At 66.2% G+C, this 26,401-nt stretch carries 26 protein-coding genes and 1 pseudogene; 10 read left to right on the forward strand and 17 right to left on the reverse strand.

The features are described from left to right. Positions 1 to 58 precede the first annotated feature (58 nt). The 3 genes from QF047_RS18285 to QF047_RS18295 all read right to left on the reverse strand — a co-directional run bounded on the left by QF047_RS18285 (position 59) and on the right by QF047_RS18295 (position 1,723). Positions 59 to 532 (reverse strand): Dps family protein, encoded by a 474-nt coding sequence (locus QF047_RS18285; protein WP_307282051.1) that lies wholly within the window; start codon positions 530 to 532, stop codon positions 59 to 61. 109 nt (positions 533 to 641) lie between these two features. Then, complete coding sequence (locus tag QF047_RS18290) at positions 642 to 1,319, reverse strand: O-methyltransferase (RefSeq protein ID WP_307279955.1); 678 nt, start codon at positions 1,317 to 1,319, stop codon at positions 642 to 644. A 77-nt stretch (positions 1,320 to 1,396) separates the two neighbouring features. Next, positions 1,397 to 1,723, reverse strand: coding sequence for a thiamine-binding protein (locus QF047_RS18295; RefSeq protein ID WP_306637788.1), 327 nt, complete (start codon positions 1,721 to 1,723; stop codon positions 1,397 to 1,399). Positions 1,724 to 1,843: 120 nt separating this feature from the next. Between QF047_RS18295 and QF047_RS18300 the strand changes: the two genes are divergently transcribed. Continuing rightward, on the forward strand, positions 1,844 to 2,473 hold the full coding sequence (locus tag QF047_RS18300) for a TetR/AcrR family transcriptional regulator (protein ID WP_306637786.1): 630 nt from the start codon (positions 1,844 to 1,846) through the stop codon (positions 2,471 to 2,473). Between the two features lie 202 nt (positions 2,474 to 2,675). Further along, positions 2,676 to 2,915 carry a hypothetical protein gene (locus QF047_RS18305; RefSeq protein ID WP_307282054.1) on the forward strand — a complete coding sequence of 80 codons (240 nt, stop codon included), beginning with the start codon at positions 2,676 to 2,678 and terminating at the stop codon, positions 2,913 to 2,915. 9 nt (positions 2,916 to 2,924) lie between these two features. On the opposite strand, the gene QF047_RS18310 is transcribed toward QF047_RS18305, so the two are convergent. The 6 genes from QF047_RS18310 to QF047_RS18335 all read right to left on the reverse strand — a co-directional run bounded on the left by QF047_RS18310 (position 2,925) and on the right by QF047_RS18335 (position 7,219). After that, positions 2,925 to 3,191 (reverse strand): hypothetical protein, encoded by a 267-nt coding sequence (locus QF047_RS18310; RefSeq protein ID WP_307279960.1) that lies wholly within the window; start codon positions 3,189 to 3,191, stop codon positions 2,925 to 2,927. Between the two features lie 96 nt (positions 3,192 to 3,287). Then, positions 3,288 to 3,599, reverse strand: a complete 312-nt coding sequence (locus QF047_RS18315) for an AzlD domain-containing protein (RefSeq protein ID WP_306637782.1) — start codon at positions 3,597 to 3,599, stop codon at positions 3,288 to 3,290. After that, on the reverse strand, positions 3,596 to 4,393 hold the full coding sequence (locus tag QF047_RS18320) for an AzlC family ABC transporter permease (RefSeq protein ID WP_307279964.1): 798 nt from the start codon (positions 4,391 to 4,393) through the stop codon (positions 3,596 to 3,598). Before QF047_RS18320 ends, QF047_RS18315 begins: the two co-directional genes overlap by 4 nt. After that, positions 4,390 to 4,875 carry a hypothetical protein gene (locus tag QF047_RS18325; RefSeq protein ID WP_307279967.1) on the reverse strand — a complete coding sequence of 162 codons (486 nt, stop codon included), beginning with the start codon at positions 4,873 to 4,875 and terminating at the stop codon, positions 4,390 to 4,392. The genes QF047_RS18320 and QF047_RS18325 overlap by 4 nt, the downstream gene beginning before the upstream one ends. Before the next feature lie 41 nt (positions 4,876 to 4,916). Further along, a complete protein-coding gene (locus QF047_RS18330; protein ID WP_307279970.1) occupies positions 4,917 to 6,311 on the reverse strand; it encodes a CoA transferase in 1,395 nt (464 codons plus the stop codon). 8 nt (positions 6,312 to 6,319) lie between these two features. After that, positions 6,320 to 7,219, reverse strand: coding sequence for a glycerophosphodiester phosphodiesterase family protein (locus QF047_RS18335; protein ID WP_307279973.1), 900 nt, complete (start codon positions 7,217 to 7,219; stop codon positions 6,320 to 6,322). 49 nt (positions 7,220 to 7,268) lie between these two features. Here QF047_RS18335 and QF047_RS18340 point away from each other — a divergent pair, with 49 nt between their 5' ends. Next, on the forward strand, positions 7,269 to 8,630 hold the full coding sequence (locus QF047_RS18340; protein ID WP_307279975.1) for a DUF445 domain-containing protein: 1,362 nt from the start codon (positions 7,269 to 7,271) through the stop codon (positions 8,628 to 8,630). Between the two features lie 6 nt (positions 8,631 to 8,636). Here the strand turns inward: QF047_RS18340 and QF047_RS18345 are convergent, their stop codons facing one another. Both QF047_RS18345 and QF047_RS18350 read right to left on the reverse strand, forming a co-directional pair. Beyond that, the gene (locus QF047_RS18345; RefSeq protein WP_307279977.1) at positions 8,637 to 9,386 is read right to left on the reverse strand and encodes a LamB/YcsF family protein; all 750 of its coding nucleotides are present in this window, start codon (positions 9,384 to 9,386) and stop codon (positions 8,637 to 8,639) included. Then, positions 9,370 to 10,173 carry a hypothetical protein gene (locus QF047_RS18350; RefSeq protein WP_307279979.1) on the reverse strand — a complete coding sequence of 268 codons (804 nt, stop codon included), beginning with the start codon at positions 10,171 to 10,173 and terminating at the stop codon, positions 9,370 to 9,372. Before QF047_RS18350 ends, QF047_RS18345 begins: the two co-directional genes overlap by 17 nt. A gap of 105 nt (positions 10,174 to 10,278) precedes the next feature. Between QF047_RS18350 and QF047_RS18355 the strand changes: the two genes are divergently transcribed. Then, on the forward strand, positions 10,279 to 11,586 hold the full coding sequence (locus QF047_RS18355; protein ID WP_307279982.1) for an MFS transporter: 1,308 nt from the start codon (positions 10,279 to 10,281) through the stop codon (positions 11,584 to 11,586). On the opposite strand, the gene QF047_RS18360 is transcribed toward QF047_RS18355, so the two are convergent. The 3 genes from QF047_RS18360 to QF047_RS18370 form a co-directional block, all read right to left on the reverse strand. Beyond that, on the reverse strand, positions 11,583 to 13,949 hold the full coding sequence (locus QF047_RS18360) for a glycoside hydrolase family 65 protein (RefSeq protein ID WP_307279985.1): 2,367 nt from the start codon (positions 13,947 to 13,949) through the stop codon (positions 11,583 to 11,585). The two genes, QF047_RS18355 and QF047_RS18360, sit on opposite strands and share 4 nt — an antisense overlap. Before the next feature lie 143 nt (positions 13,950 to 14,092). Then, positions 14,093 to 14,842: an HAD family phosphatase gene (locus QF047_RS18365; RefSeq protein WP_307279987.1), complete on the reverse strand. Its 750-nt coding sequence runs from the start codon at positions 14,840 to 14,842 to the stop codon at positions 14,093 to 14,095. Positions 14,843 to 15,265: 423 nt separating this feature from the next. After that, on the reverse strand, positions 15,266 to 15,904 hold the full coding sequence (locus tag QF047_RS18370; RefSeq protein ID WP_307279990.1) for an alpha/beta hydrolase: 639 nt from the start codon (positions 15,902 to 15,904) through the stop codon (positions 15,266 to 15,268). 267 nt (positions 15,905 to 16,171) lie between these two features. On the opposite strand from QF047_RS18370, the gene QF047_RS18375 reads away from it, so the two are divergent. The 5 genes from QF047_RS18375 to QF047_RS18395 all read left to right on the forward strand — a co-directional run bounded on the left by QF047_RS18375 (position 16,172) and on the right by QF047_RS18395 (position 20,974). Then, on the forward strand, positions 16,172 to 16,429 hold the full coding sequence (locus tag QF047_RS18375) for a DUF6458 family protein (RefSeq protein ID WP_157239533.1): 258 nt from the start codon (positions 16,172 to 16,174) through the stop codon (positions 16,427 to 16,429). 286 nt (positions 16,430 to 16,715) lie between these two features. Next, positions 16,716 to 17,522, forward strand: coding sequence for a DeoR/GlpR family DNA-binding transcription regulator (locus QF047_RS18380; protein WP_306637767.1), 807 nt, complete (start codon positions 16,716 to 16,718; stop codon positions 17,520 to 17,522). Continuing rightward, positions 17,519 to 18,556, forward strand: a complete 1,038-nt coding sequence (locus QF047_RS18385) for a 1-phosphofructokinase family hexose kinase (RefSeq protein ID WP_306637765.1) — start codon at positions 17,519 to 17,521, stop codon at positions 18,554 to 18,556. Before QF047_RS18380 ends, QF047_RS18385 begins: the two co-directional genes overlap by 4 nt. 2 nt (positions 18,557 to 18,558) lie before the next feature. Then, positions 18,559 to 20,631: a fructose-specific PTS transporter subunit EIIC gene (locus tag QF047_RS18390; protein WP_306637764.1), complete on the forward strand. Its 2,073-nt coding sequence runs from the start codon at positions 18,559 to 18,561 to the stop codon at positions 20,629 to 20,631. Positions 20,632 to 20,695: 64 nt separating this feature from the next. After that, positions 20,696 to 20,974, forward strand: a complete 279-nt coding sequence (locus QF047_RS18395) for an HPr family phosphocarrier protein (protein WP_307279999.1) — start codon at positions 20,696 to 20,698, stop codon at positions 20,972 to 20,974. 100 nt (positions 20,975 to 21,074) lie between these two features. Here QF047_RS18395 and QF047_RS18400 read toward each other — a convergent pair. From QF047_RS18400 to QF047_RS18410, 3 genes and pseudogenes are all read right to left on the reverse strand, one after another. Next, positions 21,075 to 21,579: pseudogene (locus QF047_RS18400) on the reverse strand (SRPBCC domain-containing protein). Next, positions 21,497 to 22,354, reverse strand: a complete 858-nt coding sequence (locus QF047_RS18405) for a class I SAM-dependent methyltransferase (RefSeq protein ID WP_307280004.1) — start codon at positions 22,352 to 22,354, stop codon at positions 21,497 to 21,499. Before QF047_RS18405 ends, QF047_RS18400 begins: the two are co-directional and overlap by 83 nt. Before the next feature lie 204 nt (positions 22,355 to 22,558). Continuing rightward, complete coding sequence (locus tag QF047_RS18410) at positions 22,559 to 23,680, reverse strand: Ku protein (protein ID WP_307280006.1); 1,122 nt, start codon at positions 23,678 to 23,680, stop codon at positions 22,559 to 22,561. A 40-nt stretch (positions 23,681 to 23,720) separates the two neighbouring features. On the opposite strand from QF047_RS18410, the gene QF047_RS18415 reads away from it, so the two are divergent. Further along, a complete protein-coding gene (locus tag QF047_RS18415; RefSeq protein WP_307280009.1) occupies positions 23,721 to 26,288 on the forward strand; it encodes an ATP-dependent DNA ligase in 2,568 nt (855 codons plus the stop codon). The last annotated feature ends 113 nt before the right edge of the window (positions 26,289 to 26,401 follow it).

A 26,401-nucleotide genomic window follows, 5' to 3' on the forward strand; every position in this document is an offset into this window, starting at 1 on the left:
CTGCCGGCTTCGAGTGAACGGCCGGCTTCAATTCCCCGCCCGCTTAAGCGAAAATCCGCTAGGCGGGTTCGGTAACCGAAGCCGTGGCAGAAATGGTTTCGGCATTGACCATCCAGGCCAGCTGTTCCAGGCGCTCGATGGCAGCATGCAGCAGGTCAGCGCTGGTGGGATCTTCCTCATCCACTTCGTCGTGGACATCCCTCATGGTCTGGACAGTCCGCTCCAGCCGCCCGGTGATCAGCTTGACGGTGTCCTTCGTGCTGGTCAGCCCCTGTGGGAATTCCTCCAGGCGGCTGCCGGAAGAGACAGTGCTGCTACGGCCGTCCGGCAGGGCGTGAAGGGCCCTCATTCGTTCGGCTGCCTGATCGGCAAACAGCCGGGCAGCGGCAATAATTTCGTCCAGCTGCAGGTGAAGATCACGGAAGTTGGTGCCCACCAGGTTCCAGTGGGCCTGCTTTCCCTGCAGGTGCAACTCAATGAGGTCAGTGAGCACCATTTGCAGGTTACTGGCAAGGGTGGGCGACGCTTTCATCATTTTCCTCCACTAAGCTGCGTATCCGGCTGCCGATCAACCGGACAATTACTATAAGCATACTTAGCAGTTTGATGGAGGCCCGGACATTTGGATGCCGGGGAGCGTCCTACTTTATCCGCGCCAGCGCGAATCCGTCCCAGCCTTTGGAGCCCACGGTCTGAATAACGGTAGCGTCGAGACGGGGGTGCCCGCCCAGCAGCTTAAGGGCATCGAGGATCCCCGGTGCGTTGACGGGATCCATTCCGGGGTCCAGGACCGCGCCCTCCCAGATGGTGTTGTCCAGCACGACCGTGGCGCCCGGCCGGCCGAGCCGCACCGCCCAGTCCAGGTAGTGGCTGTTGTTCTCCTTGTCGGCGTCAATGAAGATGAAGTCGAAGGGGTCCCGGTCCTCCTCGGCCAGCGCGGCGAGCGTGTCCAGGGCAGGTCCCAGCCGGATCTCCACCTTCTGTCCCAGCCCGGCGAAGTCAATATTTGCCCACGCTACTTCAGCGTGCTTGGGGAGGAATTCGCACGTCACCAGCGTGCCGTCGTCGGGCAGTCCCTGCCCCATCCAGATGGTACTGAAGCCCGCCAGCGTGCCTATCTCCAAAACCCTGCGGGCGCCGCACAGCTGCACCAGGAGCTTCAGGAGTTTGCCTGCGTTGGGCGCCACCTCGATGGGCGGCATGCCGGCCTCAGCGGCGGACTGCACCGCCCGGAGCAGGGCCGGATCAGGATGGACCACGACGTCGGACAGGAACTTTTCGGTGGCGATCCACTCCGGCCGGGGCTTGTGCTCGAACATGGGCACAGTCTGGCACGGGGCTCCCCGCGGGTCCAGAGATTTACACAGCGCGGAGCCGGTGCCAACGGGCACGAGCCTTAAGAAGCGTCCTGGGCGAGTGCTTCTTCCAGCCGGTCCACCTTGGCCGTCAACTCACCTGAATACCCGGGCCTGATGTCGGCCTTGATGACCAGGGATACGCGGCTGCCGTAGCGGCCCACCGCCTCCGTTGCCCGCTTCACGACGTCGAAAACTTCATCCCATTCACCCTCAATGGTGGTGAACATTGAGTCTGTTGTGTTGGGCAGGCCTGAATCCCTGACGATTTTCACCGCGGCGGCGACGGCGTCGTGAACGGACGCGTCCACGGGCCGGGAACCTTCAGCGGGGGTACCGGAGGGGGCAACGGAAAAGGCAAGCAGCATAGGGCCAGTGTCCCATGGCGGAGGAGCGGACGCAGGCGGAACGTACCGCTGCCGCCGTCACAAAACCCCCTACCCTCCAGTAACGGTGAACGGCAGGACCTCCGTTGCTAACCTTTTGGCATGAGCCTCGCAGTCGCCCGCAAGCCCCTCCGCGCCGACGCAGCGCGGAACGTGGACAAGATCATCACGGCGGCGCGCCAATGCTTCCGCGAGTTCGGCCCGGATGTTCCCCTCCAGACGATCGCAGCAACGGCAGGGGTGGGGCCCGCCACGCTGTTCCGGAACTTTTCGGACAAGGAGGAGCTGGTCCTTGCAGCCCTCAACCGGCAGCTCCGGCTCAGCGTTGATCCTGTGGTGGACGGCGCCCTGGCAGATATCGACGCCGCCGCGGGGCTGCTGCGGGTCCTGGAAGCCCTGATGGCTGCCGCCAGCGACGACGCAAACCTCCTCGGGGCCGTTGCCGGCCGCAGGGAACTGCTGACCGGCATTACGGGCTCACTGATGGAATCGATCAGCGTGCTGCTGGTGCGCGGGCAAGGCCAGGGAAGCCTGCGCGAGGACATCTCCATGACGGACATGTTCCGGCTGCTGGCGATGCTCATTGGAGTTGTGGACACCATGGAACCGGGATCCGATGCGTGGCGCAGGCCCCTGGCCCTCGTGGAGGACGCCATCAGGACTGTCAGGCCCAGCCGCCCGCTCCCTGCCCATGTGCCGGTGCCTGCTGCTCCCCTGCCGCCGCTCCCCTGACAGGCCTGCACCTGAGAAATAACTCCGGACAGGCAGCTCAAACGAGCCCGGGCAGCGTGATTTGGGCGGCAGATTCCCCCATTGTGGGCGCCGGGTGGGTGCAATACACTTCAAGTGGGTTACGCAGCCAGCCTCTCTGTTCGTTCGAGAAGGAGCCATCCATGCCCCAGTTCGTGCACCTCCGGCCGATGGCCGCATCGTGATGAACAGTTCCAGGCTTCTGCACTACATCACCGATCCGCGCGGTCCAGAGGAGGTTCTTCCCGCCCTGCCGGCGGAGGAACTGGCAAAACTGCTGGATGCCCTTTTCCAGAACCTGGATACTCCCGAACCGGAATACGGCGCGCAGGCCTGGTATGAGATGGCCGTTGAAGAAAGCGCGCGCCGATCCGATCCGGTCGGTTCAAATTCGAGCGAAGGCGCTGCGCACGGAGTAGCGTGACTGGCCGGCTTAGCTGCTGCCCGCGCCCCTGGCCCGGAGCTCTTCACGCACCAAGGCCCGCAGCGCCAGAACCGGGGATGCAGGATCAAGGTCCATTGCCCTTTGCAGGCTTTCTGACAGCGCCTCAAGATCTTCGGCAGGAACATCGGACAAGCCCGCAAAACGCTTAAAAAATCGTTTGGCTGGAAGCCCTGCGCGGCGACGGCCATTCTTGTGGAAGTGGGGCCGCCCGGCTCTTTCCCCGGCCGCATGCAGTTGATTGTCCATCGTCGCCATTCATAGGAATCATTCGCGGCCAACTGCATAGCCGCTTTTATCCTACAACTGGCCGCTCCCAACGGTAGTGACTGATGTCACGTTCCCGGTACCGGCTCAGTTCCAGCCGAGCATCCGGAGCACGGCAGCAGTTCCCGCACCCACCACCACCACCAGCAGAAACGGCGCCCGCACCGCGAGTGCGATCGCTGCCGCCGCGAGCGCGCCGAGGCGGGCGTCCGCAGCAAGTGACTGCCCGGACGCCACGGCGTTCACCAAGGTGAGGGAAGCCAGCAACCCGATGGTCATGGTTCCTGCCACCCTCGACATCCGCGGGTTCTCGAGAAGCTTGGCCGGGACAAAGTACCCCATCAGCTTCCAGGCATAGGCCAAGGCGCACGCAATGAGCAGCCAGATCCAGAGGCTCATGTGTCCACTCCGGATTGGCCCTGGCCGCGCTCCCGGCCTTCCGCTTGCCGGCCTTCAGCTTGCCGGTGATCCGCGCCGCGGTGGTGGTGCTCCCGGTAAGGCTCCACATCCGGCTCCAGGCCCTCGTCGCTGCGCCCGTGGCTGTACCAGCCGATCACCGCCGCCACCACGGCTGCCACCAGGATCGGCACGCCGGCCGGAACGAACGGCACAACCACCACCGTGGCTACCGCGCAAACCACCGCGATGGCGATCGGTTCGCGGCCCTTGAGCCGGGGCCAGAGCAGTGCCAGGAAAGCAGCCACTGCCGCACCGTCAAGCCCCCATTGCTTCGGGTCGCCCAGCCCGCTGCCGGCAAGCGCCCCCACCGCAGTGAACAGATTCCAGAGCACGTAGATGCCAAGGCCCGCTGCCCAAAAGCCGCGGTGCTGTTCAGCGGGATCGGTCTGCCCCGTGCTGGTGGCGGTGGACTCGTCGATGGTCACCTGCGCAGCAACGTATTTGCGCCATCCGGTGGGGTGCAGGAGCGCGTTGAGCTGCATGCCGTAGATTCCGTTGCGCATGCCCAGCAGCGTGGCCGCACTCATGGCTGCGATGCCTGAGCCGCCTCCACCCACCACGCCGATGAACGCAAACTGCGACCCGCCGCTGAACAGCAGCAGGCTCAGTGCCATGGTCTGCCAAAAGTCCAGTCCGGACGTGACGGACAAGGCACCGAAGGAGACTCCATACAGCCCGGTGGCAACACTGATGGAAAGCCCCACGCGAACGGCAGGCGACTGCAGGAGCTTCACGTCCAGGCTCCCGGCGCAGGCTGGCCGGGACGCAGCGCAGGCTTTCGAAGGCTCCAGGCCCACAGGATGAGCGGCGCCTGAAGCGGAAGCCGCAGCGTGTGCACCGTGCGCTCGGCGGGAGTACCTTCGGGGCTGTAGGCCCGCCGGAGGGCGTCGACGTGCCCGGCCAGGAAGACGGCGAACATGGCGGTGAGGGCGGTGGCCGTTGCCTTGCGCGCCGGCGGGACAAGGATTCCGACGGCGGCCGCCAGTTCCAGCAGTCCACTCACGGCAATCCATTCCTCCCGTGTCATCACGGCGAGCGGCCCATGACGGTGCGGTTCCGTACCGCTTTCCCTGTCCTCCAGGCAGAGGTAGTCCGGCACCACCTGGCGGTAGAACCGGGGCTCGCGGAAGTGTTTCATGGCGCTGGCCAGCAGGAGGGCACTCATGGCCGCAGCGGAAAGGCTCTGGGGGGCCTGGCCGGACCGGGGAAAAAGCATGCCTCCACTCAATCACAAGCGCGGCAGGGCCCTAAAACCGGTCAGGCCCAGGCGAGCGCGGAACTTCCATAGGCTGCTGGCGGGCCGGGGTAGTCCAGCGGCTGTCCGTCCACCAGGAGGGGCGGCCCCGCGTAGCGCAGTTCCCCGTAGGTGCTGGCCATGGTGCACAGTTCGGGTGCGGGTAGCTCGGGTCGGGGCAGCCCGGGTTCGGGCAATGCGAAAAGCTCCTCGGCGGTGCGGGCCAAGGACAGCCGTGCCGATCCGCCAAGCCCCTTGTGCCGGCGCCTGGCGAGCAGGGCGATCGCTGCCGCTGCCACGCCATACCCGGTGGCATGGTCCAGGGCCTGGACAGGCAGCGCACCCGGCTGCCACTCGCCGTCGTGGTTCCCTGCCCCGTAAAGTTCGGCGATTCCGGTTGCCGCCTGGACAATGCTGTCGAAGCCGCGCAGGCCACTCCAGGGCCCCGCGCTTCCCCAGCTGTCCAGCGTGACCACCACCAACTCCGGCCGGACTGCCAGCAGCATTTCCGGTTCCAGCCCGAAGCGGTTCAGGGAGCCGCGGCGGTACCCCGTGATGACAACATCGGCGGTGGCCAGCAACTGTTCCAGCAGGTGCCGGTTCCCGGGCGTTGCCAGGTCCGCCTCTGCGCTTCTCTTGCCAAACCCTGTGTCCACGAACTGATCGGTAATTTCGGGAAGGCCCGGCGGATCAAGCCGCAGGACGTCGGCGCCAAGCGACCCCAGCAACCGGGTGGATACGGGTCCGGCAATGACGCGGGTCAAGTCCAGCACCCGCACTCCGGCCAGGGGGCGGAATGGGTCGTCCCCGGGCAAGTGCCTGGGCTTTGGCCCGGCACTTCCACTGCCGGCAAGGCGCAGGTCGATCCAAGGCCCCGTACGGGCAGCGCTGCCCATGCCTGAGTTGAGCCACTCCTGCCGGCTTCGAACGGCGGCGGCGATTCCTCCCCGGGCCTGGATCGCGGCTTCTGCTTCGAGCGAGGACATGGCGGCGAGGGCTGCAGCCACCCCGTCTGCCGTAGTGGCGTCCAGCGCCTGCATCAGCCGCTGCATATGGTGCGGGTAGTTGGCATGGAGCCGGATCCAACCGTCACGGGTAGGCCGGAAGCCGGACAGCGGGGCGAAGCCCTGGATCTTACGCCCGTCAATGCGCAGGTGGCCGTAGGAGTCGAAGGCGGCCGCGGCCAGGGCCGCAGTGGTGCCGAACCGGCCGGGCCTTCCTGTCAGGAGGTTCAAAGCTGCGGCCGCAGCCCCCACGGAACCGAGTGCCAGGCCTTCCACGTCCAGCGCGCCGCGCCACCACCGCCGGGGACCGGACCAGGAAGCGGCCGCGTCACCCATCACCAGCCCGGCGTCCGTGAATACCGGCTCCAGGCAGCGGTACAGCGGAGGAACGGCGCCGGCAGCTTCCCCGGCCATCTGCCCCCCTACCTTCCTTGCGGCGACGCCACGTGCAGCTGCCCCAACACGCGGGCGGGCACGTTGGTGGTGATCTCGTGGATGCCCAGTCCCTGGCACAGCGACACGTCCTGTTCAGTGTCCACGGTCCACACCCGGAACCGCCGGCCCCGCTCCAGCCATCGAAGGATGGTGGAAGGATGCCGGCGGACATAGTCCACACCGGGGCCGGCCAGTCCGGCTTCGCCGGCATCCAGGATCCGCTCCCCTTCCAGCTGGGCAGCTTTCATCACGTTCGCGATCGCGCCCCCGGTGATCAGGCCCAGGCCCAGTTCCCCGCGGAGTTCCCGCACGTCCACGTCGTCCACCAACTGGCAGACGTACTGCGGCGGAACGGACCGGAGGAGCCGGCGGACGGACTCCGGGCTGAAGCTCATAAAGGTCACCGAGACGTTATCCACCGAAGAGTCCGCCGCCTCCCAGCCCTCGGTCCGGAGGACCTCAAGCACGCGGTCCTCCAGCTTGAGCTGGTACGGGCTGGGATGCTTCAGCTCAATAGCAAGCCTCACGGGCCGGCCGGCATGGCGGAGGATCCCCAGCAGCTCGGGAAGGGTCAGAAACTGCTCGGAGCGCGCCCCGTACATTTCAGGGATGCGAACACCCTTCCAGGAGGAAAAGTCCAGGCGGCGGAGTTCGCGCAGTGTCCGCTCCGCCGCCGGCCCGGTTCCATCGGAAGTACGGTCCAGGTTGGCGTCGTGCAGGAGGATGACGTGCTGGTCGCGGGACAGGTGGACATCGCACTCCACACCATCGGCTCCGTCCGCCAGCGCCTGCAGGTAGGCGGCGCGGGTGTGTTCGGCGAACGCGGCGCTCGAACCGCGGTGGGCGAAGACCAGCGGCCGCTGCGGCAGTGACTCGTCAGTAGTCATGCAGACACGGTAGCGGACCCGGCCCGGACTGCGGGACTAGGCTTGGCACATGCAGGTGAACTCTGAGCCAACTACCCGGGAAGCACCCGCCAGGCCGGCAACGTCCGGGCCACCTCCCGGAAGGGACCGCACAAAGGCGCGTGCCGCCGTCGTCCGCCAGCAACTCACTGCCGGTGACGCCGAAAAGGCGGCAGCGCTGCGGAAGATGAAGCTCGTGGCGCTGGCGCTGCTCATTGCTATGGCCGTTGTTTTTGTCTTTGCGTTCGCGCTGCAGCGGGAGTATCCGTGGCTCCAGTACGTGCGGGCTGCCGCCGAGGGCGGCATGGTGGGTGCGCTGGCCGACTGGTTCGCCGTCACCGCGCTGTTCAAGTACCCCATGGGCATCAAGATCCCGCACACCGCCATCATTCCGCGCCGCAAGGACCAGATCGGTGCCTCGCTGGGCGAGTTCGTGGAAACCAATTTCCTGTCAGAAGAGGTGGTCCAGGACAAGCTGGCCAGCGTCAACATCGCCCGCCGCGCGGGCGAGTGGCTTGCCGCGCCCGGGGGCGCGGAGCGCGTGGCCAAGGAGGGTGCCGCCGTCATCCGCGGCGCTTTCAAGGTCCTGAACGACGACGACGTCCAGGCAGTGATCGAGGGAATGGTGCGTAAGCACCTGCTGGCTCCGCCGTGGGGACCTCCCGTGGGCAGGATGGCCGAGCGGATTTTCCACGATGGCCACCACCACAAGCTGGTGGACCTGCTGGTGGACCGGGCTGCGGACTGGGTGGATGATAACCACGAGACCGTGACCCATCTGGTGTCCGACCGCTCCCCCACCTGGGTCCCGCAATTTGTAGACGGCCTGGTGGGCGACAAGGTCTACGTGGAGATCCTGAAGTTTGTCCGCGCTGTGCAGGCCGACCAGAACCACCAGGTCCGGCAGCAGATCGACAAGTACCTGAACGACCTCGCCCAGGACCTGCAGCACGATCCGGCCATGATCGCCCGTGCCGAGGACATCAAGGCACAGGTCCTGGGGGACCCCGAAGTGCGTGAACTCGCCTCCCGCACCTGGGGCACGGTGAAGAATGCACTGCTGGGCGCCATTGACGATCCGGACAGCGACCTGACCATCAAGTTCAAGGGAGCCGTCCGCGACTTCGGCTCCCGGCTGGTCAACGACCCCGAACTGGCGGGGAAGGTGAACGCCTGGATCGGCGACGCCGCCGCCTACCTGGTACGAACCTACCGCTCCGACATCGCCGCGGTCATCACGGATACGGTGGCCCGGTGGGATGCCGAGGAGACCTCGCAGAAGATCGAGCTCCAGGTGGGCAAGGACCTGCAGTTCATCCGGATCAACGGAACCGTGGTGGGCTCACTGGCCGGCCTGGCAATCTTTACGGTGGCGCACCTGATCTTCGGGTGAGTGCTGCTACGCGAACGCTTCCAGCTCCACGCCGGCGGCTTCAAGCCCTGCCCTGACCGCCGCTGCCATCCCGACTGCGCCCGGGGTGTCGCCGTGGATGCACAGTGAGTCCGGCTGCACCTGGACCAATGTCCCGTCCAGGGCCACGACTTCACCCCTGGTGGCAAGGCGCACGGCCCGCTCAACGATCGCGTCGACGTCGTGCAGGACGGCACCTTCCTGCGAGCGCGGCACCAATGTCCCGTCGGCCTGGTACGCGCGGTCCACAAAGGCTTCGATGAAGACCGGGTGCCCCGCTTCCTTCGCCTGCTTCAGCAGCTCGGACCCGGGCAGGCCCAGGATGGGCAGGCCGGGATCGTAGGAGTTCACGGCTGCCACCACTGCGGAGGCCTGATCGGCGTCGTGGACCAGCCGGTTGTACAGCGCCCCGTGCGGTTTCACGTAGTCCACGGAGGCACCCACGGCGTGCGCCACGCCGTCGAGCGCGCCCAACTGGTACAACACATCGCCAAACAACTCGTCGAAGGACATGTCCAGGGAACGGCGGCCGAAACCGGCGAGGTCGCGGTAGCCCACGTGTGCCCCAACAGTTACATCCAGCTCGTACGCAGCGCGGCAGCTGTCCAGCATGGTGACGGGGTCGCCGGCATGGAACCCGCAGGCCACGTTGGCGCTCGTGACCAGCTGGAACATGGCGGCGTCGTCCCCCATGGTCCACGAGCCGAATGATTCGCCGAGGTCAGCGTTGAGATCCAAAATTGTTGCCTTCCAGCGTCAGGTGCTCCGGTGCGGCGGCGTTGAGCTCGCCGGGGATGGTGTCCGGCATGGGACCAAACGCTTCCTTGGCGTTCGACACCACTGCCCGCCCCATGATGAGGTTACCGGCTCCGCCCACCACCGCGCCGATGCCGAACGGCAGCGCCCGGCCGAACAGGGCAGTCCCCTGCCGTTTGAGGAGGTTTTTGAGGAAGGCTTTCTGGATGCGGTTCCGGATCGAGCCGAAGCCGGGCACGGTGGATTTGGACAAAACGTTGCCCCAGGCCCTGGTGGCGTTCATGCCGTTGCCGGCGGCCTGGCCGCTGAGTGTTCCGAGCAGGGCTGTTCCCTCCTCGCCCAGCATGAGGGCCATCACCATGGTGCTGGCCTTTTCCGGGTTGGTGAGGCGGATGCCGTGCAGCTCTGCAAGGGAGGTGGCGTAGAGGGCGGTTGCTTCGAGGAACCCGACCGTCGCTGCGGCTGAGAGTCCCAGGGATGCCACGGTGCCGACGCCGGGCACCACGGCCGTTGCCCCGACGACGGCGCCGCCGCCGGTAACCGCACGGAGATAATCGCGTTCCAGGATGTCTGCCAGCCGGGCGGCGGTGGCGCCCGGGTGCTTTTTCTGGAGCCGGCGGATGTACGCCAGGACCAGCGGGCGCTGGATCTCCACCGCGCGGAGGAGCACAGTGTGGACGCCGGGCTTGGGTTTGCCGTCTGCGTCGAACACTGCGTTGTGGGCGGTTTCGTGTGCGATTCGTACTGCGGGATTGCTGCGCTTGGCCATGGTCACCTCTGTTGGTCTCGCAGGCCGTGGTTTGCGGCCTTTCCTCAATACTAAGGTTGCTGAACACCATGCCAGGGCACGGCGGGTGAAGCCTAGACTTACCCTATGCCCGCTCCCAAAGCCTTGCGGCCCTTTGTCCACCGTGAGTACCGGGTACTGATTTCCGCGCTGGCCATCTCCATTTTCGGCTCCGGCATGTGGGCCGTGGCCATGGTCTACCAGGTGATCCATCTCGGCGGCGGACCGCTGGAACTGTCCCTGGTGGCCGCTGCCGGGAGCGTGGGCCTGGTGGCCTTTGTCCTGGCCGGGGGCATCGCCGCTGACCGGATTCCGCAGCGCCGCCTGATCATCGCCGTGGAGGGAGCCAACCTGGCGGTGATCGCTGGCATCAGCGGGCTGGCCCTCGCAGGCTGGCTGCAGCTTTGGCATGTTGCTGCGGGCGCCTTTGTGCTCGGCGTGGGCGCTGCCTTCTTCTTCCCTGCCTATTCGGCCATCCTGCCGCGGATCCTCCCGGCGGAGGACCTTCTCGCCGCCAACGGCATGGAGGGGTCCATGCGGCCGGTGCTCCAGCAGGCCGCCGGGCCTGCTGTGGCGGGCGTTGTGGTGGCTGCCCTGTCGCCGTCGCACGCCGTGACGGCGGTGGCCCTGTGCCACCTTTCGGCCTTCATCATCCTGAACTTCCTGGGCCAGCACGGACTGGCCGCGCCGGTGAACGGCGCGGACGACGGCGGCGTCGCAGCGCGCGGCACGAAATCCTTTTTCCAGGACCTCCGCGAAGGTGTCAGCTATACACTGCGGACCCCGTGGCTGCTCTGGACCTTGATCTGGGCGTGCATCTCGGTGCTGTTCCTGATCGGCCCCATCGAGGTGCTGCTCCCGTTTGTGGTCCGCGACCAGCTCGGCGGCGACTCCAGCGTGTTTGGCTTCCTGCTGGCCGTGATGGGCGTGGGCGCCGCATTGGGCTCGCTGCTCACTGCCTCCCTGCGGCTGCCGCGGCGCTACCTCACCGTGATGATGGTGAGCTGGGGCGCCGGCAGCCTGCCGCTCGCCGCCGTCGGGATCATGGATAACTTCTGGACCATCGCGGCGGCACTGTTCATTTTCGGCGCCACCGGCAGCGTGGGCATGGTCATCTGGGGCACGCTGCTCCAGCGGCGCGTTCCGCCGCACCTCCTGGGCCGGGTGTCCAGCCTGGATTTCTTTGTTTCACTCGCGCTGATGCCGGTATCCATGGCCTTGGCCGGGCCCGCCGCCGAAGTCCTGCCCATCTGGCTGATCTTCGTGGTGGCCGGGGGCGTGTGCCCCATCATGGCGGTCATCGCCATGATGGCGGCACGGATGTCCGAGGACGAACTGGCCCACCCGCTGGACCGCTCACCTGAGGCGGAGCGGACGACGGCGGGCGGAGACTAGGCAGCCGGGCGCGGCACGTCGTTAGTGGCACGCACCACGGGAATGCTCGCCGTCGGATGTCCGCTCGGGAACACCGTGGACTCCGGCTCCGGGACGGGTGCGAGAGGCACCTGGACAGGTTCGGCACCAACCGCGAACAGCTGGCCGCGGACATCCACCTCGAGCGATTCGCCGTCCTGGATGGCCAGCGTGATCGCGCCGGCGCCGAGCTGGACCAGCAGCAGGCGTCCACGGATCTTGAGATGGAAGGTGAGTCCCTCCCAGCCGCCGGGAAGCCGGGGATCGAAGAACGGAACAGGACCCTGGTCCCGCAGGCCCGCGAAGCCGCAGACCAGGGAACTCCATACCCCGCCGGTGGAGGCGATGTGCACGCCGTCGATGGTGTTGCCGTGCGTATCGTCCAGGTCGATGAACACTGCGTTGGTGAAGTGCTCCAGCGCTTCCCGCTGGTATCCCACCTCGGCGGCCATGATGCCCTGCACGCAGGCGGAAAGCGTTGAGTCTCCCGTGGTCAGCGGGTCGTAGAAGTCGAAGGCCCGATGCTTTTCTTCGGCGGTGAAATCCTGCCACTGGAGGAACATCGCCAGGACGGTGTCCGCCTGCTTCAGGACCTGGTGGCGGTAGATGACCAGCGGGTGGAAGTGCAGCAGCAGCGGGTACTTGGACCGTGGCGTGGTCCAGTCCCATGACTCCAGGGTCATGAAGTCGTTGTCCTGCGAGTACACCTGCATGCGCTTGTCGAACGGCAGGTGCATACGGTTCGCGGCGGCCTGCCACAACTGCCGCTCCTCCTGGGCGACGCCGGCGTGTTCCAGGGCGGCGGCGGCACGCAGGTTAAACCGGGCCATAACGTTGGTGTAGAGGTTGTCGTTGACCACTGCGGTGTATTCGTCCGGGCCGGTGACCCCGTGGATGTGGAACATGCCGTCTTTGCCGAAGAAGCCCAGGGAAATCCACATCCGGGCCGTTTCAATCAGCAGCTCGGCCCCAATGCCGTCACGGAACTCGACGTCGCCCGTGGCCCAGACGAACCGGTTGGTGGCGAAGGCGATGGCGGCGGCGATGTGGAACTGGGCGGTGCCGGCGGCGTAGTAGGCGCTGGCCTCGAGCCCGTTAATGGTCCGCCACGGGAACAAAGCGCCTTCCACGCTCAGTTCCTTGGCGCGGATCTTTGCTTCCGGGAGCATGGCGTGGCGGAACTCCAGGACCTGGCGGGCGCCCACAGGGTTGGTGTAGGTCAAGTACGGGAGGAGGTAAACCTCCTGGTCCCAGAAATAGTGGCCCTCGTACCCCGAGCCTGTAACGCCCTTCGCGGGGATCCCGGCCACGTCCGCGCGGGCCGTTGCCTGGGCAAGCTGGAACAGGTTCCAGCGGATGGCCTGCTGGAGTTCGGGCCCGCCGCCGGCCACCACAATATCGGCGGTGGCCCAGTGCTCGCGGTAGTGCGCTTCACTTTCAGCGAAGATGTCGGCTACCGGCCGCAGGCCTTCTTCCGCGACGGCAGCTGCGTCAATGGAGGCGTCCTGGATTGCGCGGCCAGCGGCATAGCTGACGGTCTTTTCCAGGCGGAAGGGCTCATCCGCGCTCACTGCCAGCACGTAGCGGACGCTGCTGTCGTCCTGGTCCACGAGCGTATCGAACGGCTGGTGGCCTGCCGAGGTCCAGTGGTCCACGGCAACGCCCACGCGCTGCTTTGATTCCGCGGCTTCCCAGGCCAGGCGCAGCGAGCCGCCACCGCCGTCGAGGCGCAGGGGCAGCAGCACGCGTCCAGCGTGGCGGCCCGCCCTGCGCGGATCATGGACCGAGTGGTCCTCCACCGGCTGGTCCTGGCGGTTGATCACCGACGACGTGACGTCCAGGGAGATCTCCCGGTCCGTGGCCACGTCCAGCGAAATGCCGAGGGATCCGCGGGAGGCGAACCCGACGGCGCGGCGCTCAGTGGTGGTGACGACGGCGCCGGAGCGGCACTGCCAGGTGATGCGGCATTCGTAGACGCCGGTGCCGAAGTCAACGGAGCGGCGGTAATCCAGGATCTCGGATTCGGCCAGGCTGAGGGACTCCCCGTCGATGACCACGGTGAAGTTGTTGACGTCCGGGATGTACAGGATTCGCTGACCGGTGCGTGCAAAGCCGAACGCGTTTTCGGCGTGCTTGATGTCCCAGATCTCGTGGAATCCGTTGATGAAGCTGCCCGGCAGGTCGGAGTCGGCCGCCGCCCAGTGGGCGCCGCGGATTCCCAGGTGCCCGTTGCCGAGGGCAAAAAGGGTTTCCAGGGCGCCTTCCGCGCCCGGCTCGTGGCGTGTTTCGACGAGTTGCCAGGGGGTGTTGGGGAACCGCTCGCGGTCTGCGGTGATGAGAGCCATGGTGTTGGGGTCCTTAGGCGTGTGCTGGGGCAGCTGTCATTGGCCCCTGCGGGCGCGGCAGCTTGGGTGCTGCTTGCTGTCTGCTGAAGTAATTCGTTGGGTGCGGGCGCCGGGATGGGGAATCCGGCTGTATGCCCGGCCGGCTAGAGGAGTTCGTCGAGGTCGTTGACCACCACGGTTGCTCCGGCTTCCAGCAGCGTTTGCCGTCCGGCGCCCCGGTCCACTCCGATCACCGAGTGGAACGAACCTGCCTGTCCGGCCTGGACACCGGAGACTGCGTCCTCCACCACCACGCACTCCTCGCTGGGAAGGTCCAGCAGCCGGGCTGCGTACTGGTAGGTGGCGGGGCTGGGTTTGCCCGGCAGGCCTTCCCTGGCTGCCACCACACCGTCCACCACCACACGGAAGTGGCGGCTGAGTCCCGCTGCTTCCAGGACGGCGGGTGCGTTGCGTGAGGAGGAGACGACGGCGACCTTCAGGCCGCAGTCCAGGACGGCTGCCAGGAAGCGGACAGAGCCTTCGAACGGTTCCACGCCCGTGCTGACAATGTTGTTGAAAATTCTGTTCTTGCGGTTGCCCAGACCTTGGACGGTGGTGTTGGCGGGGTCGTCGTCGGTGGGACCTTCCGGAAGGACGATCCCGCGCGAGGCCAGAAAATCGCGGACGCCGTCAAAGCGCGGCTTGCCGTCGATGTGGTCGAAGTAATCGCTCTCGCTGTAGCCCGTAATATCCGGCCGGGATGAGAGGTAGCCTTCGAACAACTCCTGCCACGCCTGCTCATGCACCGTTGCGGTGGGCGTCAGTACGCCGTCGAGATCAAAGAGGACGGCCGAGGCGCCCGTCCAGGCGGTGAGGCTGTTGACTGTTTGGTCCGTTGCGGTATTTTCACTCATGCGTGGTGCGGTGTCCTTTCAGACGGCGGGCAGCCTCGAAGGCGTTGCTTCTGGGGTGTGGTGGCTTCGGTGCCCGGATCATCTGCAGAGCCGGCGGGCCGGCCGGCGTTACATGCGCAGCGGCGTGGTCCCGGTTGCTGTCCCGCCGGGGGCCTTGCTGATCCTTTTATCCCTACCATCATGGGCCTGTTCCGGGTTGGCGGACAAGCTGACCGGGCGTCCGGCACTGCGGCGGGAGCAAGCAACGGCACGCCATAAACTGTTGCCGGAAACCATCCGCACCACACCGCCCTCCTTGTCCACGCAGATCAAGGCCCCATTTGAGGCCGAAGTCGAGTGTAAGCGCTTACAAATTTGGCTGGCAACTGTTTTTTCGCCAGCGCTGTTTGTGACGCACGTCTCGCTGCCTGCGCCCGGAAGGTGCTAGGCGCCCGCGGTCCGGTTGGCGCGAAGCACGTAGTGGCGGAGAAAGGCGCTGACATCCACCATTTCCGTCTTGGACATGGCGTGGCCCATGCCGGGGTAGGTCCTGGCGGTGAGGAGCGTGTTGTCCTGCAGCCACTCCTCCGTGTAAGCCACCGCGTCTTCGTTGATGACCAGGTCAGCCTTGTCCCGTCCCCAGAAAAATGGCGGCGGCGCATCGAAGGACTCAGTGAGGGACAGGAGTTCATTTTCGAGCACGAAGCCGGAAAGCCCCACAACCGCTGCGTAGTCCTTGGGATGCAGGCGCAGCAGGGTGCTGGCCATCGCCATGCCCTGGGAATAGCCGAGCAGGCTGACGCTGGTGTGCTGGCCCTTAACGCTGTTGATCCAGGTCTGGACGGCGTTGGAAGCTTTGATCACGTCAGCGAAGTCGTTGGCCAAAAAGTAGTCCAGCAGGAACCAGCCGTAGTGGTCCCCGATCGCCATGGGTGCGCGCAGCGCCACGCAGGTGAATTCCGCCGGCAAGTTCTCAAAGAGGCGGACCATCCGGGACTCGTCGGTGCCGTAGCCGTGCATCATCACCAGCAACGGAGTGCCCGCCCGCTCTTCGTCGGGCTTTGACCACACAACTGTTTTCATCGGATCAGCCTAGCGAGCCAGGCCGCCCCGGCACCTGAGCCGTGCCGCTGAAGCCACGCCGTTAAGGTGCGCCACTAAGCCAGGCCAAGGGCCAGAAACCCCAGCCTCTGGCCGCAAGGGTGTTACCCATTTGAGACGTCCGGGGACGGGCCAAAACCATTGAACAGGGCACCTCGGGGCTGTAGCGTGGCGCATGACGGACAGCATACTTATTATTCCGTCGCGGGCCGAGACAAGGCCCTTTCCGTGACCATCAAGGAGCAGCACATGAGAATCGGTTCTTCCATCTTCCTCATCGCACTCGGCGCCATCCTCGCCTGGGCGGTTGCTCCGGGCCTGATCCCTTTCGTTGACCAGGTGCTGATCGGCTACATCCTGATGGCCGTGGGCGTGATCGGCCTTATCGCCTCGCTGATCCTCGCCTCGCCGGGCCGCAGCCGGCGGATCAGTGAAACCCGGTCAGTCGTGGATCCGAACACCGGCGAGCGCATCACCAGGAACGAAAGCAGGGACGGCGGGCTGTAGCCAGGGCCGGAGGAACCCGAGGATAGAAAACCTGTCGTGAACCCGAGGAAAGCCGGGCCGGACCGCCATGGTCCGGCCCGGCTTTTCGCTGCCCCCAAAGTTTTGCGGGGCTTTATCGGCGTCCGAAGGCTCCCAGAAGCAGCGCCCGGACCGGGACCGCAAACCTCGTCAATTTTGTTTCGTGTGGGTTTCCATTGACAAACCAACAGAAGCAAAGATAAAGTCAAGTAACTCAACATCATGTGATGCCAGTCACTAACAGCAAGCCTTACGCAACGGAGGGTATGTGTTCGCCGAGGAGCGCCAGCAGAAGATTGCCGAGCTTGTAGCCGGCACCGGCCGGGTCACCGTGACCCACCTGGCCGAGCGCTTCCGCATCACTACCGAAACCGTCCGCCGGGACCTTGCCACGCTCGAGGTCGCTGGAACCGTCCGGCGGGTGCACGGCGGCGCAGTCGCCACGGACAGGTTCAGCACCACAGAAGAAAGCATCACCGAGCGGGCCATCCAGCGTCCGGACCAGAAGGTCCGCATCGCAGAGGCGGCACTGGCCCTCATCCCCCGCACGTCCCCGGGCAGCGTCCTGATTGACGGCGGCACCACCACCGAAGTGCTGGCAGACCTGCTCTCCCGGCGCACCGCCGTCGAACCTTCCGACGGAACAGAAGCCCGGGCCGAGCTGGTTGCCATCACCCACGCCCTCCCCATCGCCGGCAAGCTTTCCAACATTCCTGGAATTGCGCTCGATGTCCTCGGCGGAAGAGTCCGCGGAATCACCCAGGTTGCCGTAGGCCAGGCCACGGTGGAGGCGGCCAGCAGGCTGCGGCCGGACATCGCATTCATCGGCACCAACGGCATCCACGCATCGTTCGGCCTGAGCACTCCTGACCCCGAGGAAGCCGCCGTCAAGGCAGCTTTCGTCCGATCGGCCCGCCGGATCGTGGTGCTGGCCGATTCCTCCAAGCTGGACACGGAAACCCTGGTCCAGTTCGCCTCCCTGAAAGATCTGGACACCTTGATTACAGACAGCGAACCCGGCCCGGAACTTGCAGCCGCCCTTGAGGACGCCGGCGTAGACGTGGTGATCGCATGATCGTCACCTTCACCGCCAACCCGAGCCTTGACCGGACCGTGGCCCTCCCCGGCCCGCTTGCACGGGGCGAAGTGCAGCGGGCCGTCTCCGTCAGCCAGGAGTCCGGCGGCAAGGGCGTCAACGTCTCCCGCGCCCTGGTGGCGTCCGGCCTGGAATCCCTGGCCGTCCTCCCGGGCGCGGACAGCGATCCGGTCCTGGCCGGCCTGCGCGAAAGCGGCGTGCCCTTCGTTTCCCTGCCTATCGGTGAGCCGCTGCGGACAAACGTCGCGCTCACCGAGCCCGGCGGCGTGACCACCAAGATCAACGAACCCGGCCCGCTGCTCGATGCGGACCAGCAGGAATCCCTGATGAAGCTGCTGGTTGAGAGCTCCCGCGGTGCCAGCTGGGTGGTCCTGGCCGGTTCGCTGCCCCCGGGATTCCCCGCCGACTTCTACGCCACGGTGGCCCGCCGGGTGCGCTCCGCCGCAGACGGCACCGCCCCGCAGATCGCCGTGGACTCCTCCGGTGCCCCCCTTGCCGCCGCCGTCTCCAGCGACGGCCTATCCAGCGAAGGGTTGGCCGGCGGGTTGTCCGGCAGCGGGGCAGCCAATGGTTCGGGAAAACCGGACCTCCTCAAACCCAATGCCGAAGAATTGGCGGAGCTGGCTGCCGCAGCCGGTTTCGCCTCTCCGGCCACCGCAGACGAACTGGAAGCGGACCCGGCTGCAGCCGCAGCAGCAGCCGCCGCCGTCGTACGTTCCGGTGTGGGTGCTGTGCTGGCAACTCTCGGATCCAAGGGAGCTGTCCTGGTAACGGCCGACGGCGCGTGGCTGGCCACGCACCCGCCGGTCGCCGCGGTCAGTACGGTCGGCGCGGGCGATTCAGCCCTGGCCGGCTACCTGCTCGCCCAAGGCCAGGGCGCCGCCCCGGCCGATTGCCTTCGTCAGGCGGTGGCCCACGGTGCCGCAGCCGCCTCCCTGCCGGGGTCCACTGTCCCGGCAGTCCACCAAACCACCCCGGATGCCGTAACCATCACGGCCCTTCGAAAGGATTGACAGTGACCCAGCTCATCACCACGGAACTGGTCGAGCTCGACCAGAACCTGGGCAATTCCCCCGAGACGGTGATCCGGCACTTGGCAAGCAAAGTAGCTGCCACCGGACGCGCTTCAGAAGTTGAAGGCCTCTTCGCGGACGCCTTCGCCCGCGAGCAGAAAACTGCCACGGGTATCCCCGGAGGCATCGCCATCCCGCACTGCCGTTCCGCGGCCGTCAACGAACCCACCCTGGCCATGGCCCGCCTGGATCCCAAGGTGGACTTCGGCGCCAAGGACGGCCCGGCGGACCTGATCTTCTTCATCGCAGCCCCGGACGGCGCTGACCAGCAGCACCTCAAGCTGCTGTCCAAGCTCGCCAGGTCCCTGATCAAGAAAGACTTCACCGCAGCCCTGCGCAACGCCTCCTCGCGCGAGGAGATCGTGGACCTGGTGGACGGCGCACTGGCTGACAAGCCGGCCGCCCACGCCGCGCCCGCTGCTGACGCCGTCCCGGTTGGCGCAGCTGTCGGTGCCGGCTCCTCCTCACCTGCCGGCAGCACGGCAACCGGTGCCGCTGGTTCCGCCAGCCGGGGCCCCAAGCGCCTCGTAGCCGTGACCGCATGCCCCACCGGCATCGCCCACACCTACATGGCGGCTGACTCACTGGTTCTCGCCGCACAGGAAGCCGGTGTGGACCTGCAGGTTGAGACGCAGGGTTCCTCCGGCGCTAAACCGCTGGACCCCGCCGTCATCGCTGCCGCCGACGCCGTCATCTTCGCCGTGGACGTGGACGTACGCGGCAAGGAACGCTTTGCCGGCAAGCCCGTCATCAACGCGCCGGTCAAGCGCGGCATCGACGAGCCCGCGAAGATGGTCCAGGAGGCCCTCGCGGCAGCGGACAACCCCCACGCCCGCCGTGTCCCGCACTTCGGGGCGGAAGAGCAGGCCGAGCATGAGGCGGACGAAAAGGGCGAGCACATCGGCCAGAAGCTGAAGCGCGCACTGCTCACCGGTGTCAGCTACATGATCCCGTTCGTTGCCGGCGGCGGCCTGCTGATCGCCCTGGGCTTCCTGCTCGCGGGTTTCGACATCGCGCTCGGCACCAAGGCCAACGACATCCTGGCCAACAACACCCTGTTCAACCTGCCCAACGGCAACCTCGCCCTCTACCTTGGCACCGTCTTCTTCAAGATCGGCGCCCTGTCCATGGGCTTCCTGGTTCCCGCACTGGCAGGCTACATTGCCTATGCCATCGCTGACCGCCCCGGCATCGCCCCCGGTTTTGTTGCCGGTGCCGTGTCCGGCTTCATGGGTGCCGGATTCCTCGGCGGCATCGTGGGCGGCCTGCTGGCCGGCTACATTGCCCACCTGATCGGTTCCTGGCAGGTGCCCCGCTGGCTGCGCGGCCTGATGCCTGTTGTCATCATCCCGTTGCTCGCCTCGATCGTGGCTTCCGGCCTGATGTTCCTCGTGCTGGGCGGCCCAATCGCCGGCCTCACCAAGGCCCTCAACGGCTGGCTCTCGGGCATGTCAGGCGCCTCCGCCGTCGTCCTCGGCATCATCCTCGGACTCATGATGTGCTTCGACCTCGGCGGACCCGTCAACAAGGTCGCTTACGCCTTCGCTGTCGCCGGGCTCGGTGCCGGCAGTGCCACTAACCAGGCACCGTGGCAGATCATGGCCACCGTGATGGCAGCCGGCATGGTGCCGCCGCTGGCGATGGCCCTGGCCACTGTCCTGGACAAGAAGCTTTTCAGCCTGGCCGAACGCGAAAACGGCAAGGCGGCCTGGCTGCTGGGTGCCTCCTTCATCTCCGAAGGGGCTATCCCGTTCGCCGCAGCCGACCCGCTGCGCGTCATCCCCGCCAGTATGGTGGGCGGCGCCCTCACCGGTGCACTTTGCATGGCTTTCGGAGTTACGTCGCAGGCGCCTCACGGCGGTATCTTCGTGTTCTTCGCCATCGGCAACCTGCTGATGTTCGTGGTCGCGATCATCGCCGGAACCATCGTCAGCGCGCTTGCTGTGGTGGCTCTCAAGCGCTGGGCAGCCCGCAAGACCGCTGCTACGGTGGAGACCGTTCCAGCAACCGTCTGACCCTGCCTCACCCACTACCTCTACCCGGCATTCACCAAGCCCGCCGGAAGACAAAGGAGCAAAAATGCCAGAACGCACAGCAACCGTCGCCAGCCGCGTGGGCCTGCACGCCCGCCCCGCCGCCATCTTTGCCGAGGCAGCAGGAGAGTACGACCTGGACATCACCATCGCCCGCGAAGGCGAGCCGGCGGACGAGGCCATGGATGCCGCCAGCATCCTGTCCCTCATGAGCCTGGGCGCCTCACACGGGGATGTGGTGGTCCTCCGGGCCGAGGGCGACGGCGCTGACACGGCCCTGGAGCACCTGGTCCAGATCCTGGAAACGGACCACGACGCCGAGTAGCAGCAACAGCAGAGCCGCACGGCCGCCGTCGGACCTTCCCTTCCCCGGGAGGTGTCCGACGGCGGCCGCTTGCGTTAGGTGTCCGGCCGAACCAGGTGTGTCAGCCGCGTTCAGCCAGCTTCTTGACGTCTGCCACCAGCCGGTCCCACATTCCCTGTGAGTGCTCGGCCGCCTCCGCTGTGGGGTTGTTGTCCTGGGCCAGTGTCAGCAGCGTCCGGCCACCCTGGTCCTGCAGCGTCCAGGTCAGGGTGTGGTAGTTTTCCGGTTTGTCCTCCTGGCCCCCGAGCGGGCTGAAGTGGCTGTACACCAGCCGCTGGCCGGGTTCCACTTCGAGGACCACTCCCTTGTCTTCGTACTCCTTGCCTTCCCAGCTCCCGCGCCAGCTGATGGGTCCCGCCCACGCTCCAGTCCGTGGTGAGCTCCGTGCCAAACATGAACTCCTTCGTGGCCGCAGGGTCCGTGATGACCTCCCACACCCGGCCGGGCGGGGCCTCGATGGTGACGGACGACGCCGCCACGAAGTCACCCGGCATTGCCCTTGGCCTTCCTTGCCGTGAGGAGCAAGTACTCCCATTCCATCTGGAACGGGGAATCGCCGTGGGCATCGCCAAAGGATTCAGCCAGCTCCGTCAACGCATTGTCCAGCGCCTTGACCTTGTCCCCGTCGTCGGCAATGAATTTGTACACCGAGATGGTGGGCCCGTAGTGGGACTTGAAGTAGCGCACGAAGTCTTCGGGCTGGTGGAAACTCCGGACAGCCAGGGACTGTTTGCGGGCGTGGACGTCCGTGACCCGCTCGCCGAGCAGTTCCCGTACATGGTCCTCGCTCCCCCACAGCGGGGCGGGCTGCGCACCCGGTGGCGGTGGCGGGGCAAACGGTTTCAGGGCGGCGAACATCTGGCCGATGAACCCTTCGGGCGTCCAGCTGAGCAGCCCAATGGTGCCTCCCGGTTTGCAAACGCGCAGGAGCTGGTCCGCTGCGGCCTGGTGGTGGGGCGCGAACATCACACCGAGGCAGGAGATCACGGTATCGAACTCGTCGTCGCCGAACGGCAGGGCCTCCGCGTCCCCCTCCTTCCATTCCAGCTCAACGCCGCGGTCCGCTGCCTGATGGCGGCCGGCGTCGAACAGCTCAGGAGTGAGGTCGCTGGCGACGACTTTCGCCCCCATCATGGCGGCGGGGATGGCCGCGTTCCCGGCGCCCGCGGCGACGTCCAGGACCCGCTGCCGCGAGTTGACGCGGCAGGCTTCAACGAGGATTGCGCCCAGCTCGGGGAGCAGTTCACTTGCGAGCGCAGGGTAGTCCCCGGATGCCCACATGGCCCGGTGCTTTTGCTTGAGGGCCCGGTCCGCCTCCAGAACATCAGCCTGGTCATTCATGACTGTGCCTCCTACTGCGATGGTTCCCAGTGAGCTAACAGCACGCTGCCGGCATGGCGGAGGCTGCGATGCGACTCATTGTGGACGCGCCTGCCCTCGCTGTAAAGAGAGCCGTTTTGCATCGACTACCGAAAAGCAAGCAAGCTTAGTAGTTTCATAGACATGGCACTCATCCACGCTGCGCTCCCGGCAGGGGCGCGACCATCACGCCGGCTTGCGCGCCCTGGTGCCCGTGGCCTTGCCGGCGGCGGTTTTCGCAGCAGGCTTGGACGACGCCTTGTCCGCCGTGGACTTGGCGGTGGATTTGGCGGCCGTCGATTTGGCGGTACTGGTCTTGGCAGCACTGGTCTTGGTGCCGGTCGCTTTCGCGGCAGTGGACTTGGTTGCGGTGGATTTGGTTGTGGTCTTGGCGTCAGCGGACTTGCTGGCCGTCGCCTTGCCGGCCGTGGCCCTCTTGCGCGCCGGCTTGGCAGTCTCTTCCTCGTCGCCGGACTCCGCGGCCCCGGCCCCGGAGCCGCCGGCAGCAGCTCCGGAGGCACCCCCGCGTTTCCGGTCCAGGCTCCGCTTCAGCGCTTCCATCAGGTCGATGACCTCGCCCTTGCCGCCCTCCCCGGCTTCCACACCAAAGGTTTCGTCAGTGTCCAGCGCGTCGCCCTGCTCGAGTTTGGCCTCAATCAGGTGGCGCAGCTGCACCTGGTAGTCATCCGTGAAATGGTCGGGATCGAAATCGGCCGCCATGGACTCCACCAGGGCCGCGGACATGTCGCGTTCCTGCGGGGAGATCTTGATGGACACGTCCAGGGACGGGAAGTTCGCCTCGCGCACCTCATCCGGCCAGAGCAGGGACTGGAGCACCAGGACGTCGTCCTTGATCCGGAGCGCGCCCAGCCGCGTCTTCTCGCGCAGCGCGAACTGGACAATTGCCACCCTGTCCGTGTCCTCCAGCGCACGGCGGAGCAGCACGTAGGCTTTGGGCGACTTGGAGTCGGGTTCCAGGTAGTAGCTCTTCTCGAACATCATGGGTTCAAGCTGCTCGGACGGGACGAACTGCACCACTTCGATCTCGTGGCTGTTCTCGGCGGGAATGGCCTTGAGCTCATCCTTGGAGAGGACCACCGTCTTGCCGTCCTCCTCGTAGGCCTTCTCGATGTCCGAGTAGTCGATCACCTGGCTGCACACCTCGCACCTGCGCTGGTACCGGATCCGGCCGCCGTCGGCATTGTGGACCTGGTGCAGACTGATGTCATGATCTTCGGTTGCGCTGTAGACCTTCACGGGCACGTTGACCAGGCCAAACGCGATGGCACCTTTCCAGATGGCTCTCATTCCCTAAGTCAACAGCACGCAGCGCTGGAGGTGAAGACCTGTGGCCGCCGCTAAGGAACGTGTCCGGGTGGCGGGCCGGGAATTAACGCTTACCAACCTGGGCAAAGTCATCTATCCGGAAACGGGCACCACCAAGGCGGACGTCCTGGCGTACTACGCCGCCGTGGCTCACGTCCTGATTCCCGCCGCAGCCAACAGGCCGGCCACCCGGAAAAGGTGGGTCAACGGCGTGGGAACCGCAGAGAAGCCGGGCGAGGTCTTCTTCCAGAAGAACCTTGAGGATTCCGCCCCCGGCTGGCTTCCGCGCGCTGCCATCACCCACAAGGAGCGGACCATCCACTATCCGATGGTCAACGATGCAGCGACGCTCACCTGGTTCGGCCAGATCAACTCCCTGGAAGTCCACGTCCCCCAGTGGCAGGTGGATTCGCACGGCAACCAGCTGAACCCGGACCGGCTGGTCCTGGACCTCGATCCCGGTTCGGGCGCCGGCCTTGAGGAATGCGTGGAGGTGGCGTTGCTGGCACGCGGCATCCTCGAGGATGTGGGACTGGACCCGGTCCCGGTGACCAGCGGCAGCAAGGGCATCCATTTGTATGCAGCCCTGGACCGGAGCCAAACCTCCGACCAGATCTCCGCGTTTGCCCGTGAACTGGCCCGCGCCCTGGAAGCCGACCATCCCGACCTGGCCGTCAGCGACATGAAAAAGACCCTGCGCCAAGGCAAGGTACTGGTGGACTGGAGCCAGAACAACGCGGCAAAGACCACCATCGTGCCCTATTCCTTGCGCGGCCGTCCCACCCCGATGGTGGCCGCTCCGCGTACCTGGGCGGAAATCAGTTCGCCGGGACTGAAGCACCTGGACTACCAGGCTGTGCTGCGGCGGGTGCAGGAAGGCACGGACCCGTTCGCCGCCGTCGTCCGCGCCTCGAACCAAAGCCTGGACGTACCGGACAAGCATGACGACGGCGACCCGCGCCTGGGCAAGTACCGCTCCATGCGTGATCCCAAGGAAACCCCGGAGCCCTTCGCAGGCATTCCCGCCGGTGGCAACAGCTTTGTCATCCAGGAGCACCACGCCAGCCGTCTGCACTACGATCTCCGGCTGGAGCATGAGGGCGTCCTGGCATCCTGGGCCCTGCCCAAGGGTGTCCCCGAATCCGGCGGCAACAACCATTTGGCTGTCCACACCGAGGACCATCCCATGGACTACCTCACCTTTCACGGGACCATTCCCAAGGGGCAGTACGGGGCCGGTGAGATGACCATTTGGGACACGGGTACCTACGAACTGCACAAGTGGATCAACGGCAAGGAAGTCATCGCCACCCTGCACGGTTCCGAAGGCGGCGGACTGGGCGGCACCAAAAAGATCGCGCTGATCCATACCGGACGCGGACAGGGCAAGGACGCCGAAGGCCAATGGCTGATCCATCTGATGGACACAGACCACCCCAGCAGGCGGCACCGGCCCGCGGCCGTTTCAGTGCCCGACGACGGTGGGACAGGGGACCAGGCGCCTGAGGAAGGGGACTCTGTTGCGCCGGACAACGCCGCTGACGAGCCCGAGGTGCAGGAAGCTGATGCGGATAAGCCTGAGGATCAGACACGCGGGCCGTCCCCTGTTCCGCAACCGGCCGCTTCCGTAACACCCGATGATTTTGGCCCGATGATGGCCACGTCCGGGACAACCGCGGACCTGCAGGGCAGCAACTGGCAGTTTGAGCTCAAATGGGATGGGGTCCGCGCCATGCTCGTCGCCGACCAGGGCAGTATCCGGATCTTCAGCCGCAACGGGAACGACGTCAGCAGGACGTACCCGGAGTTCACGGACAGGGCCTGCTGGCCGCCCCAGCCGTTCGTTGCCGACGGCGAGATCATTGCCGTCGGGCCTTCAGGCCGGCCTGACTTCGGGCTCCTCCAAGGGAGGATGAAACTCACCCGGCCCGGCGACGTCGCCAAAGCCCGCAAGGCCATCCCGGTCCGGCTGATGCTTTTCGACCTGATCTACGACGCCGGCACGGACCTCCGCGCCCTGCCCCTCGCAAAGCGGCGCAGGCGACTGGAAGAATTTTTCACTCCGTCGGATTGTCCGGTGGACCTGTCCATGGTCCTCGAGGAACCGGTGGAACACATCCTCGAGAGCGCGCAGGAACTGGGCCTCGAAGGCGTGATGGCGAAGCGCACGGAGAGCCGGTACGTCAGCGGGCAGCGGACCCGGACCTGGATCAAGCTCAAGCTCGACCAGACCCAGGAGGTGGTGGTGGGCGGCTGGCGGCCTGGCAAGGGCGCGCGTAAAGGGTCAGTGGGATCGCTGCTGGTCGGCATCCCGGACGGTCCGGACCTGAGGTATGTGGGCAGGGTGGGCAGCGGCTTTAGCTTCCGCGAACTGACGGAACTGCGGCAGACCGTGGACCGTCTCGCCCGGAAAACATCGCCGTTCCAGGACGTCCCGCGGGAGGACGCGGCAGATGCCCACTGGGTGAGCCCTCAATTGGTGGGCGAGGTGACGTACAGCGAGTGGACCGGCACCGGGCGGCTCCGGCACCCCCGGTGGCGCGGCTGGCGGCTGGACAAGGAACCGGCGGACGTGGTCCTGGAAGGCTGAGCGGATCTGCCGCCGTACGCCGGGCACGCCGAAGGCAGCTCCGCCCGGAAATCGCGCGGGACAAAAATCCCTGGGGACCCCGCAATTCCGGAGTCCCCAGGGATTTCAGATGG

This window comes from Arthrobacter sp. W4I7, from assembly GCF_030816215.1.
GTDB lineage: Bacteria > Actinomycetota > Actinomycetes > Actinomycetales > Micrococcaceae > Arthrobacter > Arthrobacter siccitolerans_A.

Coding starts and splice junctions, on each gene's coding strand:
- QF047_RS18285 (WP_307282051.1), bottom strand. CDS start 532: ATGAAAGCGTCGCCCACCCTTGCCAGTAACCTGCAAATGGTGCTCACT.
- QF047_RS18290 (WP_307279955.1), bottom strand. CDS start 1,319: ATGTTCGAGCACAAGCCCCGGCCGGAGTGGATCGCCACCGAAAAGTTC.
- QF047_RS18295 (WP_306637788.1), bottom strand. CDS start 1,723: ATGCTGCTTGCCTTTTCCGTTGCCCCCTCCGGTACCCCCGCTGAAGGT.
- QF047_RS18300 (WP_306637786.1), top strand. CDS start 1,844: ATGAGCCTCGCAGTCGCCCGCAAGCCCCTCCGCGCCGACGCAGCGCGG.
- QF047_RS18305 (WP_307282054.1), top strand. CDS start 2,676: ATGAACAGTTCCAGGCTTCTGCACTACATCACCGATCCGCGCGGTCCA.
- QF047_RS18310 (WP_307279960.1), bottom strand. CDS start 3,191: ATGGCGACGATGGACAATCAACTGCATGCGGCCGGGGAAAGAGCCGGG.
- QF047_RS18315 (WP_306637782.1), bottom strand. CDS start 3,599: ATGAGCCTCTGGATCTGGCTGCTCATTGCGTGCGCCTTGGCCTATGCC.
- QF047_RS18325 (WP_307279967.1), bottom strand. CDS start 4,875: ATGCTTTTTCCCCGGTCCGGCCAGGCCCCCCAGAGCCTTTCCGCTGCG.
- QF047_RS18330 (WP_307279970.1), bottom strand. CDS start 6,311: ATGGCCGGGGAAGCTGCCGGCGCCGTTCCTCCGCTGTACCGCTGCCTG.
- QF047_RS18335 (WP_307279973.1), bottom strand. CDS start 7,219: ATGACTACTGACGAGTCACTGCCGCAGCGGCCGCTGGTCTTCGCCCAC.
- QF047_RS18340 (WP_307279975.1), top strand. CDS start 7,269: ATGCAGGTGAACTCTGAGCCAACTACCCGGGAAGCACCCGCCAGGCCG.
- QF047_RS18350 (WP_307279979.1), bottom strand. CDS start 10,173: ATGGCCAAGCGCAGCAATCCCGCAGTACGAATCGCACACGAAACCGCC.
- QF047_RS18355 (WP_307279982.1), top strand. CDS start 10,279: ATGCCCGCTCCCAAAGCCTTGCGGCCCTTTGTCCACCGTGAGTACCGG.
- QF047_RS18360 (WP_307279985.1), bottom strand. CDS start 13,949: ATGGCTCTCATCACCGCAGACCGCGAGCGGTTCCCCAACACCCCCTGG.
- QF047_RS18365 (WP_307279987.1), bottom strand. CDS start 14,842: ATGAGTGAAAATACCGCAACGGACCAAACAGTCAACAGCCTCACCGCC.
- QF047_RS18370 (WP_307279990.1), bottom strand. CDS start 15,904: ATGAAAACAGTTGTGTGGTCAAAGCCCGACGAAGAGCGGGCGGGCACT.
- QF047_RS18375 (WP_157239533.1), top strand. CDS start 16,172: ATGAGAATCGGTTCTTCCATCTTCCTCATCGCACTCGGCGCCATCCTC.
- QF047_RS18385 (WP_306637765.1), top strand. CDS start 17,519: ATGATCGTCACCTTCACCGCCAACCCGAGCCTTGACCGGACCGTGGCC.
- QF047_RS18395 (WP_307279999.1), top strand. CDS start 20,696: ATGCCAGAACGCACAGCAACCGTCGCCAGCCGCGTGGGCCTGCACGCC.
- QF047_RS18405 (WP_307280004.1), bottom strand. CDS start 22,354: ATGAATGACCAGGCTGATGTTCTGGAGGCGGACCGGGCCCTCAAGCAA.
- QF047_RS18410 (WP_307280006.1), bottom strand. CDS start 23,680: ATGAGAGCCATCTGGAAAGGTGCCATCGCGTTTGGCCTGGTCAACGTG.